Origin of the sequence: Reichenbachiella sp. 5M10, from assembly GCF_002742335.1 — a bacterium.
GTDB lineage: Bacteria > Bacteroidota > Bacteroidia > Cytophagales > Cyclobacteriaceae > Reichenbachiella.
Genome location: NZ_MDGR01000007.1, coordinates 2,685,045 through 2,702,047, shown reverse-complemented (window position 1 = coordinate 2,702,047; position 17,003 = coordinate 2,685,045). Strand labels below are relative to the sequence as shown.

At 43.7% G+C, this 17,003-nt stretch carries 7 protein-coding genes; 4 read left to right on the top strand and 3 right to left on the bottom strand.

What is annotated here, in order from left to right; all coding sequences use genetic code 11:
* The first annotated feature begins 2 nt into the window (after positions 1 to 2).
* On the top strand, positions 3 to 12,653 hold the full coding sequence (locus tag BFP72_RS10705) for an Ig-like domain-containing protein (protein ID WP_158233375.1): 12,651 nt from the start codon (positions 3 to 5) through the stop codon (positions 12,651 to 12,653).
* 77 nt (positions 12,654 to 12,730) lie between these two features.
* Here the strand turns inward: BFP72_RS10705 and BFP72_RS10700 are convergent, their stop codons facing one another.
* A complete protein-coding gene (locus tag BFP72_RS10700; RefSeq protein ID WP_099599132.1) occupies positions 12,731 to 13,432 on the bottom strand; it encodes a LytTR family DNA-binding domain-containing protein in 702 nt (233 codons plus the stop codon).
* 33 nt (positions 13,433 to 13,465) lie between these two features.
* Entirely contained in the window at positions 13,466 to 14,053 is a 588-nt protein-coding gene (locus tag BFP72_RS10695) for a riboflavin synthase (RefSeq protein ID WP_099599131.1), read from the bottom strand.
* A 131-nt stretch (positions 14,054 to 14,184) separates the two neighbouring features.
* Here BFP72_RS10695 and BFP72_RS10690 point away from each other — a divergent pair, with 131 nt between their 5' ends.
* The 3 genes from BFP72_RS10690 to BFP72_RS10680 are packed head-to-tail and all read left to right on the top strand — an operon-like array spanning position 14,185 to position 15,863.
* Entirely contained in the window at positions 14,185 to 14,811 is a 627-nt protein-coding gene (locus BFP72_RS10690) for a protein-L-isoaspartate(D-aspartate) O-methyltransferase (protein WP_255397191.1), read from the top strand.
* Positions 14,812 to 14,815: 4 nt separating this feature from the next.
* A complete protein-coding gene (locus BFP72_RS10685; protein WP_099600757.1) occupies positions 14,816 to 15,340 on the top strand; it encodes an acyl-CoA thioesterase in 525 nt (174 codons plus the stop codon).
* On the top strand, positions 15,333 to 15,863 hold the full coding sequence (locus BFP72_RS10680; protein ID WP_099599129.1) for a hypothetical protein: 531 nt from the start codon (positions 15,333 to 15,335) through the stop codon (positions 15,861 to 15,863). The genes BFP72_RS10685 and BFP72_RS10680 overlap by 8 nt, the downstream gene beginning before the upstream one ends.
* A gap of 9 nt (positions 15,864 to 15,872) precedes the next feature.
* On the opposite strand, the gene BFP72_RS10675 is transcribed toward BFP72_RS10680, so the two are convergent.
* On the bottom strand, positions 15,873 to 16,973 hold the full coding sequence (locus BFP72_RS10675) for a peroxiredoxin (protein WP_143520035.1): 1,101 nt from the start codon (positions 16,971 to 16,973) through the stop codon (positions 15,873 to 15,875).
* Between the last annotated feature and the right edge of the window lie 30 nt (positions 16,974 to 17,003).

The window sequence follows — 17,003 nt, the reverse complement described above, 5'->3', positions numbered from 1 at the left end:
CTATGAGAAAAAAATACGTTTGGGCGTTGGGGATGATGTTTACATCAGCCATGCGATCGCGTGCGTTCATTCCCTTTTTGGTACTGGGATTACTTGCTTCGGTTTCTACTTCTGTGATGGCTCAGACTCCGTCTATTGCGGTTGATAATTCAGATTTGGACTATATCGAAAACGATCTAGCCACGCCCATTGATGCGTCTGCAACTGTGTCAGATCCAGAAGGAGATTGGGATGGAGGTACGATGACTATACAGATCACCTCCAACAATGAAGCTGAGGATGAGATTAGTATCCCCGATAATGTAGTGGGTACAATCAATACAAATGCTACGAATCTTTTGGATGATGCAACCGTTATTGGAACACTCAGTGCGAGTGAAGGTACAGTGACGGATGGAACTATATTGACCATTACCTTCAATGCTTCAGCAACGGACGCCTTGGTACAACAAACTTTACAAGCCGTCCATTATAGAAATACTTCCGAAAATCCGGGGACAGGGGATCGCACGGTGACTGTCGAGGTGACAGATGCAGCTGCAAATACTGCAAGTGATACACGTACGGTCACAGTGACGGCCGAAAACGACCCTCCAGTTTTTACTTTGGGAGGTAATCTAACGATCGTCGTAAATGCTGGTGCACAAACAGTGGCTGGATTTGCAACAAGCATAGGAGATGGAGACGGTACTTCTCAGGGGTTGACTTTTAATGTTTCTGGTTTTGATGGGACATTGTTTGCTACTGATCCGTCGATTGACGAAGCATCTGGTGAATTGACTTTTACCCCTGAGACGGATAAATGGGGTAAAACTACCGTGTCGGTGACCTTGGAGGATGATGGTGGAGGAGCTACGGATACTTCTGCTCCACAGAGTTTTGATATTTTCATTACCCCTAGTGGGTTGACCATCAATGAAGTAGATGCAAACGCTACGGATGAGTTTGTAGAGTTGTATGATGTGTCTGCATCGATGGATTTGACAGGTACAGTATTGGTCGTATACAATGGAGACGGAGAGAGTGTTGCACATAGTGTTGATCTATCCTCGTTGATATTTGGTGCAGATGGGTTGTTGGTTGTAGGGGATGCTGCTGCGACTAACTCGGACCTAGATTGGGGAAGTTTCGATATTGAAGATGGCCCAGAAGCGGTTGCTTTATTTGTGGGAAGTGTTGGGGATTTTAATGTCTCAGACCCTATCACAACTGATGGATTGATTGATGTCCTCGTTTATGGGACAGGAGGATCTACGGAACTGACGGCATTGGAGACTGCTTTCGGTGTTTCATCCTATGATGAGGATGCCAATGGCAATGCAGGTTCAGAATCTTTGGCACGTAGTACCGATGGAGTTGGAGTTTTTGTGGCGCAGGCATCAAGTCCTGGGCTGACCAATGATGTTTCAGGACCAGTTTTTGTGAGTGCAGAGACGCTCAGTTCTACCGTGATTCAATTGACATTTGATGAATCGATCGATGAGATTTCGGGAACAGTAGCCTCATTTACACTTGATGGAGGAGTGACGGTGACTGGGCTAGCAATAGACGGGACAGATGACAAGAAACTGAACTTGACTGTGACAGGGATGACTACAAGCTACACATCCAATGACTTGGATATCACTGCAGGTGCTGTTGAAGATGCTTTGGATAATGCTAACGTAGAAACTTTGGATCAAACGGTAGCAGATGGGGCTGCTCCTGTGGTATTGTCTGCCCAATATCTTGATACAGATGATGATGCTTTGATTGATCGCATTGATGTGACCTTTAGTGAAGATATTTCCTCGAGTACGTACGATGCAGGTGACTGGAGTCTACCTACCAACAACTCTAGTTTGACAATAGCAAGTGGAGCGGTGTCTGGTAGCGTTGTGCAATTGACAGTGTCGGGTGCGCCAGTGGATGCCACAGTGATAGATGCTACTACAGTACTGTATAGCGATTTGGGAACGACGGGAAGTGTGGTGGATGGTAATAGCAATGCCTCGGAGACAGGGTCTGCTACTGCCGTAGCAGATGGGGCTGCTCCTAAGATTGTCAATGCCACTATGGAGATAGACAATGGTTATGTCGATGTCTTTTTTAGTGAAGGAGTATATGCTTCTCCTGGAGGAGGAGCTTTGGCTTCTACTATTGATACGGAGTTTAACAGTGCTTTTACAAAAACAGGATCAGGGGTAGCTACTGATGCTGTTGTTACGTCGATTACTAAGACAGATGATACTGGGCTGATGGGTGGCGAGACAGTATTACGATTTCACTTGAGTGTCACTGGGACAGCCAATGGGGACGAATACATCACGATAAACTCAGATGGTAGCACTTTGATAGAAGACGCTTCTGATAATAATATGTCAGCCAGCGAAAGTACTGGAAATATATACCTTTTGAGTGCGTCTGGTTATATCACTAAGAGTGCAACACATACTTCTATCTCTTCGATTGCAGAGGCTAGTCCGGGAGTAGTGGTGTTTACTTTTGATATTCAAAATCCATATACAGGTGGAGGGGATGATTTATCATTTGATGCGGTCACTTTTGTCCCTGGTGTAGCCAATACATCAAATTGGTCTGAGATTTTTGCAGGTGCAAAACTGGAAGCAGATGACGATGCTGGAGATAATAGAGAAACAACTGCAATTACTGCAGGAGGGATAGCTTTCACAGGGATAAATGGTAGTCCGAATGAATTGGGAAGAGTGAATAATGCTTCAACAAGAACATTCAAGTTGAGTCTATGGCTGAAAAGTAGTGTGACCGATCCTTCAACTCTAGATGGTCTAGTGACACAGATATCGTTGAGCGCAGATGATATTAATTTCACGTCTAGTTCAACCTTGAGTACTGCTTCATCCGCTGTGTCAGATCAAATTGATGTGGATGTGATAGCTACGAAGTTAATTTTGGATGCGACTGATGATCCAACAGATGGTACTTTTGACCGAGGAGGGGTTATCACCGCTACTGTTCATGCAGTAGATAAAAATAACAACTATGATCTAGGTGAATCTTCAACTGTAGAGGTTTCTTTATCTGCAGGTTCGGGGGCATTGTCAGGTGATTTGTCTGAGGATTTGATCTCAGGGAGCATTACATTTTCCGATTTGAGTATTGATGAAGCCGGGTCTGGAAAGGAGTTGACGTTTGAAGATGCAGCGTCGACATTAAGCGCTGTAGTTGCTGACAATATTGAAATAGAAGATACTACACCTCCGAGCATTGCTGGACTGAATCCTGCCAACGGCGCCTCTCTGGTGTCGTTGAACGCCAATTTAGTGGCTACTTTTGATGAAGATATGGCCAAAGGTTCGGGTTCTATTTATATCATAGAAGAAGTTGTACCGCCTATTACTCATGCAGTGATTGATGTGAATGATGTCACCATTGTCGATGATGAAGTCACGATCACTCCACCTTTGGGCCTTGAGCCACAAACAAACTATCATGTATTGATACAGTCTGGAGCTTTGACGGATGCTTCGGGGGTAGCCTTTTCGGGGATTTCCAATGCTTCGGTTTGGGCATTCAGTACTGCAGAAGAACTAGTCATGCTCAGTGTAGAAACAAGTGTGTCTGATTTGACATTAGTATTCAACAAAGACATTGATCTGAATAGTAGTGTCCTGACTGATTTTGTGATTCAAGATGCAGTTGGCACAAGTATGAACCCGACTGCCGTAGCGGTAGATGGTACAGAAGATAATAAACTTGTTCTAAGTATAGATTTGTCAGGAGCGAAGGGAGATCTAACTATGAGTTTCACAGCTACTACTACTGTAGTTACTGATGCTACGAGTACTTTGATTTGGGCAGACATCGCAGGGTATGCGATTGATTTTGATCAGACTGTTCCGAGCTTGCAGAGTGCAACCAAGGACAGTGATACGCAAATTACACTGACCTACGATGATATCATGCAAGTGAGTGGAGCAAACCCTGGTGATTTTACAATTGTAGATGGTGCTGGGACAGGATATACCGTGACGGCAACTAATACTACGGGTACAAATGAAGAAGTGATATTGACTACAGCTTCTGGTTTGAATGCAGCAGTGGGCGATTTGACCGTGAGCTATGACGATAGCAATCAAGAGGTGTCAGATTTAGGAGGCAATTTTGCTGCAAGCGAGGTTATTGTGATTGATACAGATAATGATTTTCCTGAGGCGCTTGTCAGCTTCAATTCACCAGCTGTTGCACTTACCAATTCTTCCACGGTTGTTTTTGACGTTGAGTTTGACGAGGCAATAGATGGGGCAAATTTTACATTGGAGGATATAGTAGTGGATTTAGCAGGGGCTACTGTCAACGGGATAGCCACGGATGAATTGCTTGCCAATAATAGTGCGTTTGGCAATCAGATTGTATTGGCAGAGATTACGCCAGATACTGATTATACAGTGACGATTTCATCAATAGCTGGGAATGGCGATTTGGGTATTACTTTGTTAGGTTCTGGGATTCAGGATTATGGGGGGAATCTATTGGGAGGAAGTACTGGCGTAAATAAAGTTTCTTCCACGTACGATATTGACAATGTCAAACCAACCGTGGTGTTTAGTACGGTTACGAATCCTACAAATAGTTCTTCATTCGTGGTGAATGCGGCTTTTAGTGAGGCTGTATCTACAGTGGAGAATTCTGATTTTGCTTTGTCTGATGGGAGTTTGGTGGTAGGAACAGCCAGTGGAAATACTTATCCTTTGACTATTACGCCTACTGCAGATCAGACTGCAGACATTACGATCTCATTGATAGACGATAAAGTCCTAGATAACGCAGGCAATGATAATGATGTGTCTGAGAGTTTTACAGTAGGTTTTGATGACGTGTCACCAACCATTACATCGTCTTTTGCAGCAGAGGGAAGAGAGTTGAGCTTGGTGACTCAATTGAACGAAGTAGGGAAGGTCTATTGGGCAGTATATCCTGATGGTACTGCTCCGACACCCACTGTAGGAGAAATACAAGCAGGTACGGGAGCATCTTCTTTTGGTAGCCTTGATCATAATGTTGGGGCCACGGATAGGGTCACCTCAATAGCGTTAGGAGCGGATAATACCAATTACGATGTGTATCTAGTCGCAGAAGACAATTTAGGAAATGTATCCACTACTGCTGACAAGTTGGATGTGTCCTCTGGCGGGGTTTTGATCACTGCTCCAACTTTAACAGACTTGTGTCTCAATGGAGAGTACCAACTATTGGGAGATATTGTATTGACAGAGAGCATCCCAAGTGATTTTCGTAGTTCGGCAACAGCTCGTACATTGAAGCTGGAACTTCCGACTGGTTTTGAGTTTGATAATTCTGCGGGGTCAGTCAATCATACGACGGGTGGGGATATTTCGGCATCTTCGATTTTGTCTCATACTTCTTCGGTATTGCAGGTGAGTTATACGGTGACTAGTCAATCGAGTAGTACGCTTGATGTCTTGACGATATCAGGTCTGAAAGTACGAGCTGTAGGCAGCTCAGCGTATACTTCAGAGGCTGTACTACGTACAGGTGGATCAGGTACGATTCATTTGGCAGACGAGTCAGACGGTAGAGTATTTGCTACACTTACGAGCGTAGCGCCTTTTGATACTCCAGTTGTTTCGGGGACGAACCCAGGGACAGGTAGTCCGTATTTGACCGAGAATGCAGCAAATACTGCGGCCGGAGATGTCGCTCAGGATGGCAAGGCCATGTATTTGGTGTCGAGCTATGTAGGAACGACGACCCCATTTACTGTTAACCTCTTGTCAGCCACCAATACAGTGACGGTATACACGAGTGAGGATTTGAGCTCGTCACTTACGCCATTTACAGGAGCTACGACTTATTCTCCGAGTTTGGCTGATTTAGGAATTACCAGTTCGACGAAGGGGATGACGCATTTTTGGATTACAACGACAGATGGCAATTCTTGTGAAAGTGAAGCACTTCGTTATACCGTTGTGCTCTTAGAAGATACCAATAGTGCGGGAGTAACGACATTTACCGAAGACAATACATCGGGTACTAATATTACGTTTTCATTGCCAGACGGCTATACGGCGACTTTTATAGGAGCGGGCTTGACCAATATCAGCTATGATGACTCTGACAACAACTTGGGAGAAGCTACATTTATCCCAAGTGCTGCAGGTGCGAATGGAGGTATACCTCATGAAGTCTATTATCAGATTACTGAAACGAGTACAGGTGTTTCAGCCTCTTATATTTTGGAGTTTGTAGTCAATCCGACGGCTAGAGTGTTTGATGTGACACCTGTGTCATTCTGCTACGACGAAGGTGTGCAGGACTTTAGTGTTGGTACCTCAGGGGATGTAGAGTTGCTAATACCTACGGTTTCTGGATCTGACTTTTATGATGTAAAGGTATATGAATACAAGGATGGGGTTCGTCAAGGAGTAGATGTCAGTTCTACTACACAAGGGGCAGGAGTTTTGTTGTCCAAGCCAGTTATACCCCCATTAGGTGCCACTTCTACTTCAGGGTGGAGTTTCCGACCAAGTCAGACAGATCCTGATGATGGAGATACGTTGATTTTTGCATTAGAACTCAGAACTTCATTGGGAGTAGTTTCAGAGTATGCAACACAAGCAGTAGTGATCTATGCAGTTCCAGAGATTGTTCTAGACAATGACGCAGATGCGGATGTTTTTGATGCATATTATTGTGCCGACGATGATGCATTTGATATCAATGTCACGATCACCTCAGACTTGGGGGTATCAGAGCGTGTCACGACGACTGGTTATACTCTGTACTATGATCAGGATGGAGACGGAGATTATACGAATCAGGCAGCCTATATATATGATTTTACATCTGGAGGAGGAGATTTTAAATCTGCATTTGATCCGAAAGACCCCAATGGGGATGGGAATCTTACCGATGATGAGTCGGGGGATTATTTGCTCGAATATTCAACTCCCGCTATAGGACCAGCAGGCTGTAGCAATACTTCTACGGTTGAGTTTACGGTATTTCCAGTACCCAATTCGCCTCTATTGTCCAATGATTTTACGAATGTAGGGGGATTGACTGGAGGAGAATATATTTTAGAATACACCGAAGGGAACAACGTAGTCCCTGATTTGATTGCTACTGGTACAGGTTCAGGGCAATTTGATTGGTATCGAGATATCGCATTGACGAGTTCGATAGAGTTGAACTCCGCAACCCTTCAGGGAAGTGGTACTGGAGGATTAATTATCAATACCAATGGGGCACAGAACCAACGCGTATTCCTCACCGAGACGACTAATATTGTTACTGGGTCACCTAGCTTCGAAGGGTGTGTGTCAGAGCCACGAGTGATCGATTTGAGTATTTATGACACGCCAGACGAGCCGGTCGTTGATTATTCAATGGGCTACTATAGCTCTAGTGAAGAGACTTATATTTTCGAGTATTGCGTACCTACGGCAGCAAGTGTTGCATCCGTACCCAACATTACTTTGATAGACAATTTTGATACAGTAGAAGGGGATGAAACCTATGTGACCGTTTATGATAAGGATCAAAACCCTTTAATGGATGGGAAAGTAACTTCTTTGGACTTGTCGGCTATCACAGGGTTGGTGGACGATGAGGGCAATCCTTGGACTGCAACAGGCGGACAATCTTTGACATTTTATCTTACACAGACGGATCATGACAATGATTTCCCAGGAGGAACTTCACTGGGGATTTATGGAGGAGCGAGGAGTGAGTATCAAAAAGTCATTGTCAATGTCAATGTGACACCTGATGCTCCTGATGAATCCGATTTTACGGGAGAGACGGCAGAATACTTCATATGTTCAGGAGAGACATTGCCCAATATCGTATTGAGCAATGAGACGACTCCTAGGTTTACATGGTATCCAGAAGATTCGTCTAATCCAGGCAATCCAGATACCACAACACCGATGGTAGTCGGATCTTTCAATGATCGTTTTGCTACCATGTCTGAATTGGTAGGTTTTAGTAATGTGAACAATGCCACGGATAATTCTGCCATTGTATATCATTACTATGTACAGCAGTCTGTGGATTACAATGATTTTACTTCTTTTGAAGGTTGTCAGAGTGCATTTACCGAAATAACCATAACGGTGTATCCAGAATCACCTACTCCTCAGTTCAACATCGCGGGTACGCCAACACAATTGGAAATCAATGTTTGTGAAGGAGAATTAGGGAATGTTTCCTTTGGTATGACCAGTTCATTTCCCGCTACGTTCTACTGGTATCCTTCGACTGATGGGGTGACATTGTCAAGTACTACTCCGAGAGCAACTAGTACTGAGGGGCTGGCAGTATCAGGGTTTGATTTGGCCATCTCAACGGCAACTCAGACTACCAATGGAGGAGTCTTATACTTCTTGATTTCTCAGGTTAATAACAATGGAGTTGATTTTGTGGGGTGTGAAACGGCATTGAGTGATATGGCTGTGCTCAAGATCAACATCAAAGACATACCAAGTGCGCCGACCGAGGACAATAATGTAGAAGATTTCTATTATTGTGAAGGAGAGTCCATTTCGTCCATAACTGTAGAAGGAGAAACGGCAGCTACGTTTAACTGGTATACAGACAGTGATGGAGATGGTGTGGGGGATGTTTTCTTGGGAACCTACACGACCATAACATCCGCTCAATTAGGAGTTGATAACAATGTGGTGGGGGATTATGTTTTTTATGTGTCTCAAAATCAAACAAATGGAGTGACTGGTTTGGGTATTGATGGATTGACTAGTTATCAAGGGTGTGAAGGAGAACAGCACGAGATAACCGTACATGTCCGCTCTATTCCTACTGTGCCGACCTTGAACTTTACCTCACAATTGGTTTGTGACAATGATGTTTCCACTGTGCTGCCCGAGTTTCAGGTACTCAACCCTGCTGTAGGAGGGTTGTTCAATTGGGTTCAAGAAGACGTGAGTTCTGCCAACGACGTGGTTGATGGTGCCGATGTGTATCATGAGACAAGGTCTCTCAATAAGGTTTGGACACCATCTTTTACGGATATGAGAGTAGCCAATAATGGTACGGATCAAAACCACTATTTGGTGTCTCAGGTTACGGATTACAATATTTCAGGATCTAGTTTTGAAGGGTGTGAGAGTCCCGTTGCGAGTTTTGAAGTGACGATACATGATGTGCCAACCTCTCCGACTATCTCAGGCAATGATGGGAACAATGCCTTTGTGTATTGTGCGGATGATACCATGACCAATCTCATCGTAGCGAATACGACGGATTACAACAGTACAGCAACGTATAACTGGTATAGCAATTCAGGATTGACCTTGGGGATCAATACGAGCGAGAGTAGTGATGGTACTCAAATTGCTCCAGACGACCACCCATCTTTTCCTACGATCAATACTACGACACATGAGACGACAGATGTACTTCTTAGTTATTATGTCACTGTGACGGAGGATGGTTGTAGTAGCAATGAGTTTGCAGCCAATAGTACAACGGTAACTTTGGATATCAATCCATTGCCTACGTTGAGTATTGATGTCCCTAGTTTGGAAACTGGATCTCAAAGTGTAGCGGGAGCCTATTGTGTAAGTACAGATGAGGTAGAATTGGTAGGGTACTTAGGTGCTGTACAAGCTACTTCGGGTGTGTATACCCTCAGTACAGGCAACAGTGCGATCACCAATAACGGAGACGGAACGGCTGATTTTGACCCGAGTACAGCTCACTTTTTTGTCGATGACAATGGAGTGACGGGTGTGGAGTCAGGAGGAAATGCAACGAGTCATACCGTGACGTTTACCTATACCGATGCAACTACAGGATGTGCCAATTCTGCTACGGAGGTATTGACTGTCAATCCTTTGGCGGGATTGAGTCTGACCAGTAATGAAACAGGCTTTAACAGTTCGACTACCTTCGCTATTTGTGAATCTCACGATGATTTTATCTTAGAAGCCACGACGCTGACTGGAAGTGATGATGTCAAGTACTATGTGAACAATACGAGTCTTTCGTTGTTGTCAGGGTCCAATTCAAAAGCAACATTCGAACCTAGTTATTGGGCCAACGATGTAGTAGGGCAGGAGATTGAGAGTTTGTCTCCTACAGGGATCAGTGCGGATTATACAGTGAGATTGGAGTACGATGATGTCAATGGTTGCTCCAATAGCGTGACTAAGGTGATCCAACTCTACGATCAACCAGAAGTGACTTTTGATTGGAATGGCGGTTGTACGAGTCGAGATCTGGTGTTTGAAGCAACTCCAACAGACGATACAAACTATCTAGATTCACAGTTGAGCTATCAATGGGCATGGAAAAATGAAGATGGGGCTGCTGTACCGTTGTACCCAGGCGAAGTGAATACTGGAAAAGTAGTAAGTAAGAAATTGGAGTTGGGGGCGAATGATGTGGAAGAAGCGTTTTCTGCAGAACTAGTAGGAACCTATACTATCTCAGGGAGTACCAGTAGTGAAACGAGTTGTTCGTCGATCCTGGAGAACAACGTAACGATTCAGGAATTCAGTGTGTTGATCAGTCCTACCGTAGCTTTTGTATGGGACACAGTGGTAGTGAATCAACCGACGAGTTTCTTTATCAATGAATTGATTTTGGAAAGCACGAAAATAGACAGTATTGGATTGAATCCAGGAGATGGATCTGATACGATATGGTACGATGTGCCACAGCCTCATGAGATCTATTTTGACGCAAGTCAGTGGATTGGCGCCAACGATGATTTTGAGCGAATGATTCATGAATATACCATGCCAGGAAAATATGATGCTACGGTCACTATGGTGACTGACAACAACTGTAGAACCAACTTGACACGGTCGGTGAATATTTTACCTTTGATAGAGGTAACAACAGATAATCCGTATTTTCAGTCTTTTGAGGCAGCTAGCTTTGACCCTGATGTGGATGGATGGTATGCCGAGACGTTGAAAGACAATGCGATTACCGATACCACGAGTAGTGCGGAAGGAAGAATGCGTATGAGTAGCTGGGTATGGCACACGACTTCTATCGATGATATCGTAGGGGTAGATACTGAGAAACCGACGGCTTCTGGTGTGGCACAGTGGGCGACATTGCTCAACGAAGACGGGAACAACGTGAGATACAATGGATCTGAGGATTCGTGGTTGTATTCTCCAGCTTTTGATTTGTCGGGGATGTCCAAACCAATGCTTTCTTTCACTTTGATTTATGAGTTTGAAGACTCTAAGGATGGTGTCGTGTTTCAATACTCGACTGACTATGGCCAAAAATGGCAAGTACTTGGAAGTAATGATGGAGGAGTCAGTGGGATTAAGTCAGGGATCGAGTGGTACAATTGGGATAATGTAGGTGCTGATCCTGGTCAACAACAAGAAGCTAAAAATGAAAATACTACGATTTCTGCTGGATGGGCAGGAGCTTCGAAGCAGACCACTTGGGTCTCAGCTCGTCATAGTTTGGATGTGATCACTGAAGGACTGGACCATGTTCAATTTAGGTTTGCTTTGGCTTCTACAGAAGAGACATCCTCGGCCAAACCGTTTGGATTTGCATTTGATGATTTCATGATTCAAGAAAGAACTAAAAATGTACTGATAGAGCAATTTTATAGTGTCTCTGATGACGAAGGAGCGGATGCAGTCAATGCAGCAACTATAAGCTTAGACAATCAGATTGACGACTTGTTGTTGGCTACAGGCTTGACGAATGACCAATTGTCCATTGCGTACCATGTGGATTTTCAAACCAGTGTCAAGGATCCATTCCATGCTTTGAATGTAGCTGATCCTACGGCTAGACGTAGTTGGTACAACATCGACCATGTGACTTCATTGTTGAATGGAGATGAAGGATCGAATGCTTCGGGAACGAGTGGAAGTAATTTGACTTGGACTGAAAATGATTTGGTACTTAGTTCTCTAGAAGACCCAGGGTTTTTGATAGACGTGATACCTTCTACTGATGTGTCAAACAGTACAATCAGTGGACAGGTGACATTTACAGTCAATACACCCCTCGGATTTGAAGCTACGGACGAATTGATCGCCTACGTAGCAATCATCGAGCAGCAGGTAGAAACTGAAGTCGGAGGTATGTCTACACATAAGAATGTGTTGAGAAAGCTACTGCCTAGTGAAACGGGACAATACATCAAATTGAAATCTGATGTAGGGTTGGGTGAATTGTTGCCCATTGGTTCTACCACGGATGCGGATGGGGATCCTACGACATTGGATATTCGTTGGGATATTTCCAATATCAATGACGATGCTCAATTGGCAGCTGTAGTATTTATCCAAAATAGAAAGACAAAGGAGATCTATCAGTCCAAAATGGTCACGGCCTCAGATGCCTCTTCGATCGTTGGAAACAAGACAACCGTAGTGGACAATATATTGGGAGTAGAGGGTGATCTGGTATCATCTGTAGATTTTAAGCTCTTTCCAAACCCATCGGATCAAGAGGTCACAGTTCAATTCAATGCGTCACTCAATGAGTCAGTCGATTGGGTGATTTATGACCAAACCGGTAGAGCATTTGATCGTGGGCGTCTTGACCATGCGATGGAAGGCTTCAAACTCTCCACATCGCAGTTGCCGACTGGAGTATACTTTGTATCTATCCAAGGTGATCAGCACAAGTTTGAATTCAAGAAATTGATGATCCATCATTGATGATGAATGGCTAGAAAGCAAAAAAGCCCTGACAATTAACATGTCAGGGCTTTTTTGCTTTCTCTAGATAGATCAGATCAAAGCATGTTGAGTCTATCAAAGACTTTCTCACGATATGAGACACCCACTGGGATGTATTTTTCATTGATCACGACGTTCATGTCTTCAAAGTACTCGACCTTGTCAAAGTTAATGATGTACGATCTATGAACGCGACCAAACAGGCTGCTCGGTAATTTTTTTTCGATTCCCTTCATGGTGTGGTGTACGATATGCTTGCCCTTGATCGTATTGAATATCACATAGTCAGCCATTGCTTCGATAAACAGAATGTTGTCAAGAACTATTTTGTAGATACGTGAATCAGACTTGACATAAAGCTCGTGGAATGTCTCTGCTTTTTTACGTAGATTCTCTAATGTTTCGTTTGCTTTGACCGCTGCTTTGAGGAATCTCCCATAACTGAAAGGTTTGACTAAGTAGTCTGTAGCATTTTTTTCGAATGCACGAACGGCATATTTTTCTGCAGAAGTAATCATGATCACCTGATAGTCAGACGTCAAAGATTCCATTAGCTCTATTCCTGACATTTCTGGCATTTCCACATCTAGAAAGATGATGTCTACGTCAGGGTTATCTTTTTGTAGGAGGATATTGGAAGCTTCGATTCCACTGGATAGTTCATGGGTGAGCTCCAGAAAGTCTGTTTTTTCAACGTATTTGCGAATCATGAGTCTTGCCAACTCATCATCATCGACGACCATGCATTTCAATGCCATGTAATAGGAGGGTTAGTATTCAAAAAGGTTAATTTACCCTTTATTTAAAAGTTTAGAAACATATTTCCCAATTATATCAAACTCCAGATTGACTTCATCTCCCGTGTTGAGTTCATGAAAGTTGGTATGTTCCATAGTGTAGGGTATTATGGTGACAGAAAAATGGTTGTCTCCAGACTTAAAACAGGTTAAGCTTACCCCATTGATGCATATGGAGCCTTTTTCAACAGTGATATTGCCTAGAGAAGCATCGTACTCAAAATCAAAAATCCAGCTACCGTCCAAAGTTTCTTTTCCTGTACATGTGGCCGTTTGGTCGACATGCCCTTGGACGATATGACCGTCAAGCCTATCATTCGCGATCATGCAACGCTCGAGGTTGACTATTTGGCCTTCAGAGAGGGTTTTTAGGTTGGTCTTGCGCAGGGTTTCGTCCACAGCTGTGACCGTATGAGTGTTTTCATCTAGGGCTACCACAGTTAGACACACTCCGTTGTGCGCCACACTTTGATCGATTTTTAGTTGATTGCTGATGGAGCTATGGATTGTGTAGTGGATGTTGCTCCCTTCTTTTTGTATGGAAATGACCTTTCCAATTGTCTCGATGATTCCAGTAAACATACTCTGTAGGTCTTGATGTGTTGAGTTTGTAATGTTAGTCAAAATATGTTTTGACAGGAAGGTCAGTTGTCAAATATTGCCCTATTTTTGACATCAAAATGGGAGTAAAGGATACGTACAAACACAAAGGAATGAGGCGCACTTTGGTGCGCAAACTTCGAGAGAAAGGGATCAACAATGAGCAAGTATTGGATGCAATTGGTACCGTGCCTCGCCATGTGTTTTTTGATGAGATTTTTGAAAGCCACGCCTACCAGGACAAGGCTTTTCCCATTGCTGAAGGGCAGACTATCTCACAGCCTTATACGGTGGCCTTTCAAAGTGACCTATTGGAGATTACCCCTGGTTCCAAAGTCCTAGAAGTAGGGACTGGTTCTGGGTATCAATGTTGTGTCCTACTTGAATTGGGCGCAGAGGTTGTGACGATTGAGTACAAAGAAAAGCTGTCAATGTTGGCTCGTCAGGTTTTGGGGAAGATGGGGTATCATGCTAATTTTTTGGTTGGAGATGGCTCACAGGGGTGTCCATCGTTAGGTCCCTATGATGGCATCATTGTCACAGCAGGAGCACCGATACAAGCGATCGAACCACTTGTACAGCAGCTCAAACTAGGAGGGAAGCTCATTATTCCTGTAGGAGATCTCAATACACAGAAAATGCTGCGTGTCTCCAAAGTAAGTGAAAATCAAATAGTTCGTGAAGAATTTAACAACTTTAGCTTTGTGCCATTGTTAGGCGACAATGGCTGGAAAAATTGAAACGATGATAAATAGGACAACAAAGACCCCGGCAGAGTCACAAGTGATCATGACCGAATTGGTGCTGCCAAATGATACCAATACACTAAATAACCTCATGGGAGGTCGTTTGTTGCACTTGATGGATATTGCATCAGCAGTTTGTGCACAGAGGCATTCGAGTAGTATCGTGGTGACTGCTTCTGTAGACAATGTGTCTTTTTCTCAGCCCATAGCATTAGGAGAAGTGGTGACACTCAAAGCGAAAGTAACCCGTGCCTTCAATTCATCCATGGAAGTGTTTATTGCCGTGACAGCCGAAAATATTCCAGAAGGAAAAATCAAGCAAAGTAATTCAGCATATTATACCTTCGTCGCAGTAGATGATGAAGGGAAACCTCGGCCTGTACCCGAAGTAGAACCTCAGACTGAAAGTGAAAAAGTGCATTATGAGGGGGCTTTGAGGCGTAGACAGTTACGTTTAGTATTGGCCAACAGAATGAAGCCAACAGAGGCGAATGAACTAAAATCTATTTTTTTCGATGAGTAGTCAAAATAAGGCTTTTTTGAAGTATCTCTTTCATGAGAATATCTATCTCATCGATGATGCTCTACTGGTAGAACAAGTTGCTACGTCACAGCCAAATCTGTTGGTTGAGGAGGAGGACGGAGTGGTTGAGGCTGCTGATGTCGAGACGAAAGCTGGAGCAAAGGAGCCTGTAGCAATGTATCAGTCGAAAGGAAAGTCCGTATTGGTACTGTATGAAAACAAAGAGGAGGCAGAAATGAAAGCTCCTGAGTTGGCGTATCTACAGAAGATACTGGGGGCAGTCAAACTGCAATGGGGAGATGTCGAAAGTAGAAATGTGGCTCAATACCCTGTGACTGGAGAACCTTCCAACCCTAAGATTATTGCGTTTACTCATGCTCATGGTATGGGAGTAGTGGCACCTTACGTGCTGAAAAGCACTGGGCGACAACAAATCATCATGGCTCATGATTTGACAACCATAGCCGCTTCCGTAGAATATCGAAAACAGCTATGGGCTGCATTGCAGCAGATGTTTCTATAGCCTTATATCTTACCCAAAGATCTCTTTGAGTTTTGCTTCTAGCTCTGGCCCTCTAAGGTTTTTAGCGATGATTTTACCATCAGGACCTATCAAGTAGGTAGCAGGTATGGCATTGATTTGATACAGTGCGGCTGCCTCAGATTGGAAGTATTTTAGATCAGATACGTGTGTCCAAGTGAGGTTGTCTTGTGCGATGGCTTGTACCCAAGCATCTTTCTTTTTGTCTAGGGAGACACTGTATATGTCAAAACCTTTGTTGTGGTATTCGTTATACATACGAACGACGTTTGGATTTTCTTGACGGCAAGGGCGACACCATGCAGCCCAAAAATCAACCAGTACGTAGCTGCCCCTTAGCGAACTCAACTTGATAGATTCTCCTTCTGGGTTGGGGAGGTTGATTTCTGGAGCCTCCGAACCTATTGCCAGACTTCTCATGTTGTTGACTCGATCTTGGAGAGCGATCGTATAAGTAGAATTGGGGAGCTCACGACCGTATTTGATAGATAGGCTGTCCAAGAATGTAAACTCATTCTCTTCGTCCAAAAAGGAAGTTGAGAGCAAACCTGCGATAGAATAATCCATCTCCCATATTTCTTTTTTGATGGCTTTGGTGTTGGCAGTTTGCATGGTCATGTATTCTTGACGAATATCTTCTAGAGCAGCCATGTCATTGTTGTTGCGAGCCTCGATGAATCTCGCATTCAATCCTTGCATTTGGGCTTCAAAGTCTTTTTTGAGATTGCTTACACGGTAGATGTAGTCAGTGTCCTTTGACCCTGAGAGTCGATAGGGTTGATTGATATCGTCTTCTGTTTTGATCAGCATCACCTCGTCTTCATTGGAGAGGACCATGTTGACGATGTGTTTGTTGTAGAAGTTGAGTCTAAGGAAAGAAGGTTCGTCCAAAGTGATGTTTCTCTCAAATTGACCTGGGGTTTCTAGGTAGAACGAATCGATGACGGTGAGTTCATTGTTTTTGACCAACTCCACTTTTACCAATTGATCCGATATAGGAGTGTCGTAAGTACCCGATAATTTCAGTCCTTCTTTTTTGGGAGTACAGGCTAGAGCCAATAGGCATAGTGCAAATAGGAACGTATTCTTCATTTTGTTTTGTTTTCTAGATGCCAACGCTAG

Coding starts and splice junctions, on each gene's coding strand:
- BFP72_RS10705 (WP_158233375.1), top strand. CDS start 3: ATGAGAAAAAAATACGTTTGGGCGTTGGGGATGATGTTTACATCAGCC.
- BFP72_RS10700 (WP_099599132.1), bottom strand. CDS start 13,432: ATGGCATTGAAATGCATGGTCGTCGATGATGATGAGTTGGCAAGACTC.
- BFP72_RS10695 (WP_099599131.1), bottom strand. CDS start 14,053: ATGTTTACTGGAATCATCGAGACAATTGGAAAGGTCATTTCCATACAA.
- BFP72_RS10690 (WP_255397191.1), top strand. CDS start 14,185: ATGAGGCGCACTTTGGTGCGCAAACTTCGAGAGAAAGGGATCAACAAT.
- BFP72_RS10685 (WP_099600757.1), top strand. CDS start 14,816: ATGATAAATAGGACAACAAAGACCCCGGCAGAGTCACAAGTGATCATG.
- BFP72_RS10680 (WP_099599129.1), top strand. CDS start 15,333: ATGAGTAGTCAAAATAAGGCTTTTTTGAAGTATCTCTTTCATGAGAAT.
- BFP72_RS10675 (WP_143520035.1), bottom strand. CDS start 16,973: ATGAAGAATACGTTCCTATTTGCACTATGCCTATTGGCTCTAGCCTGT.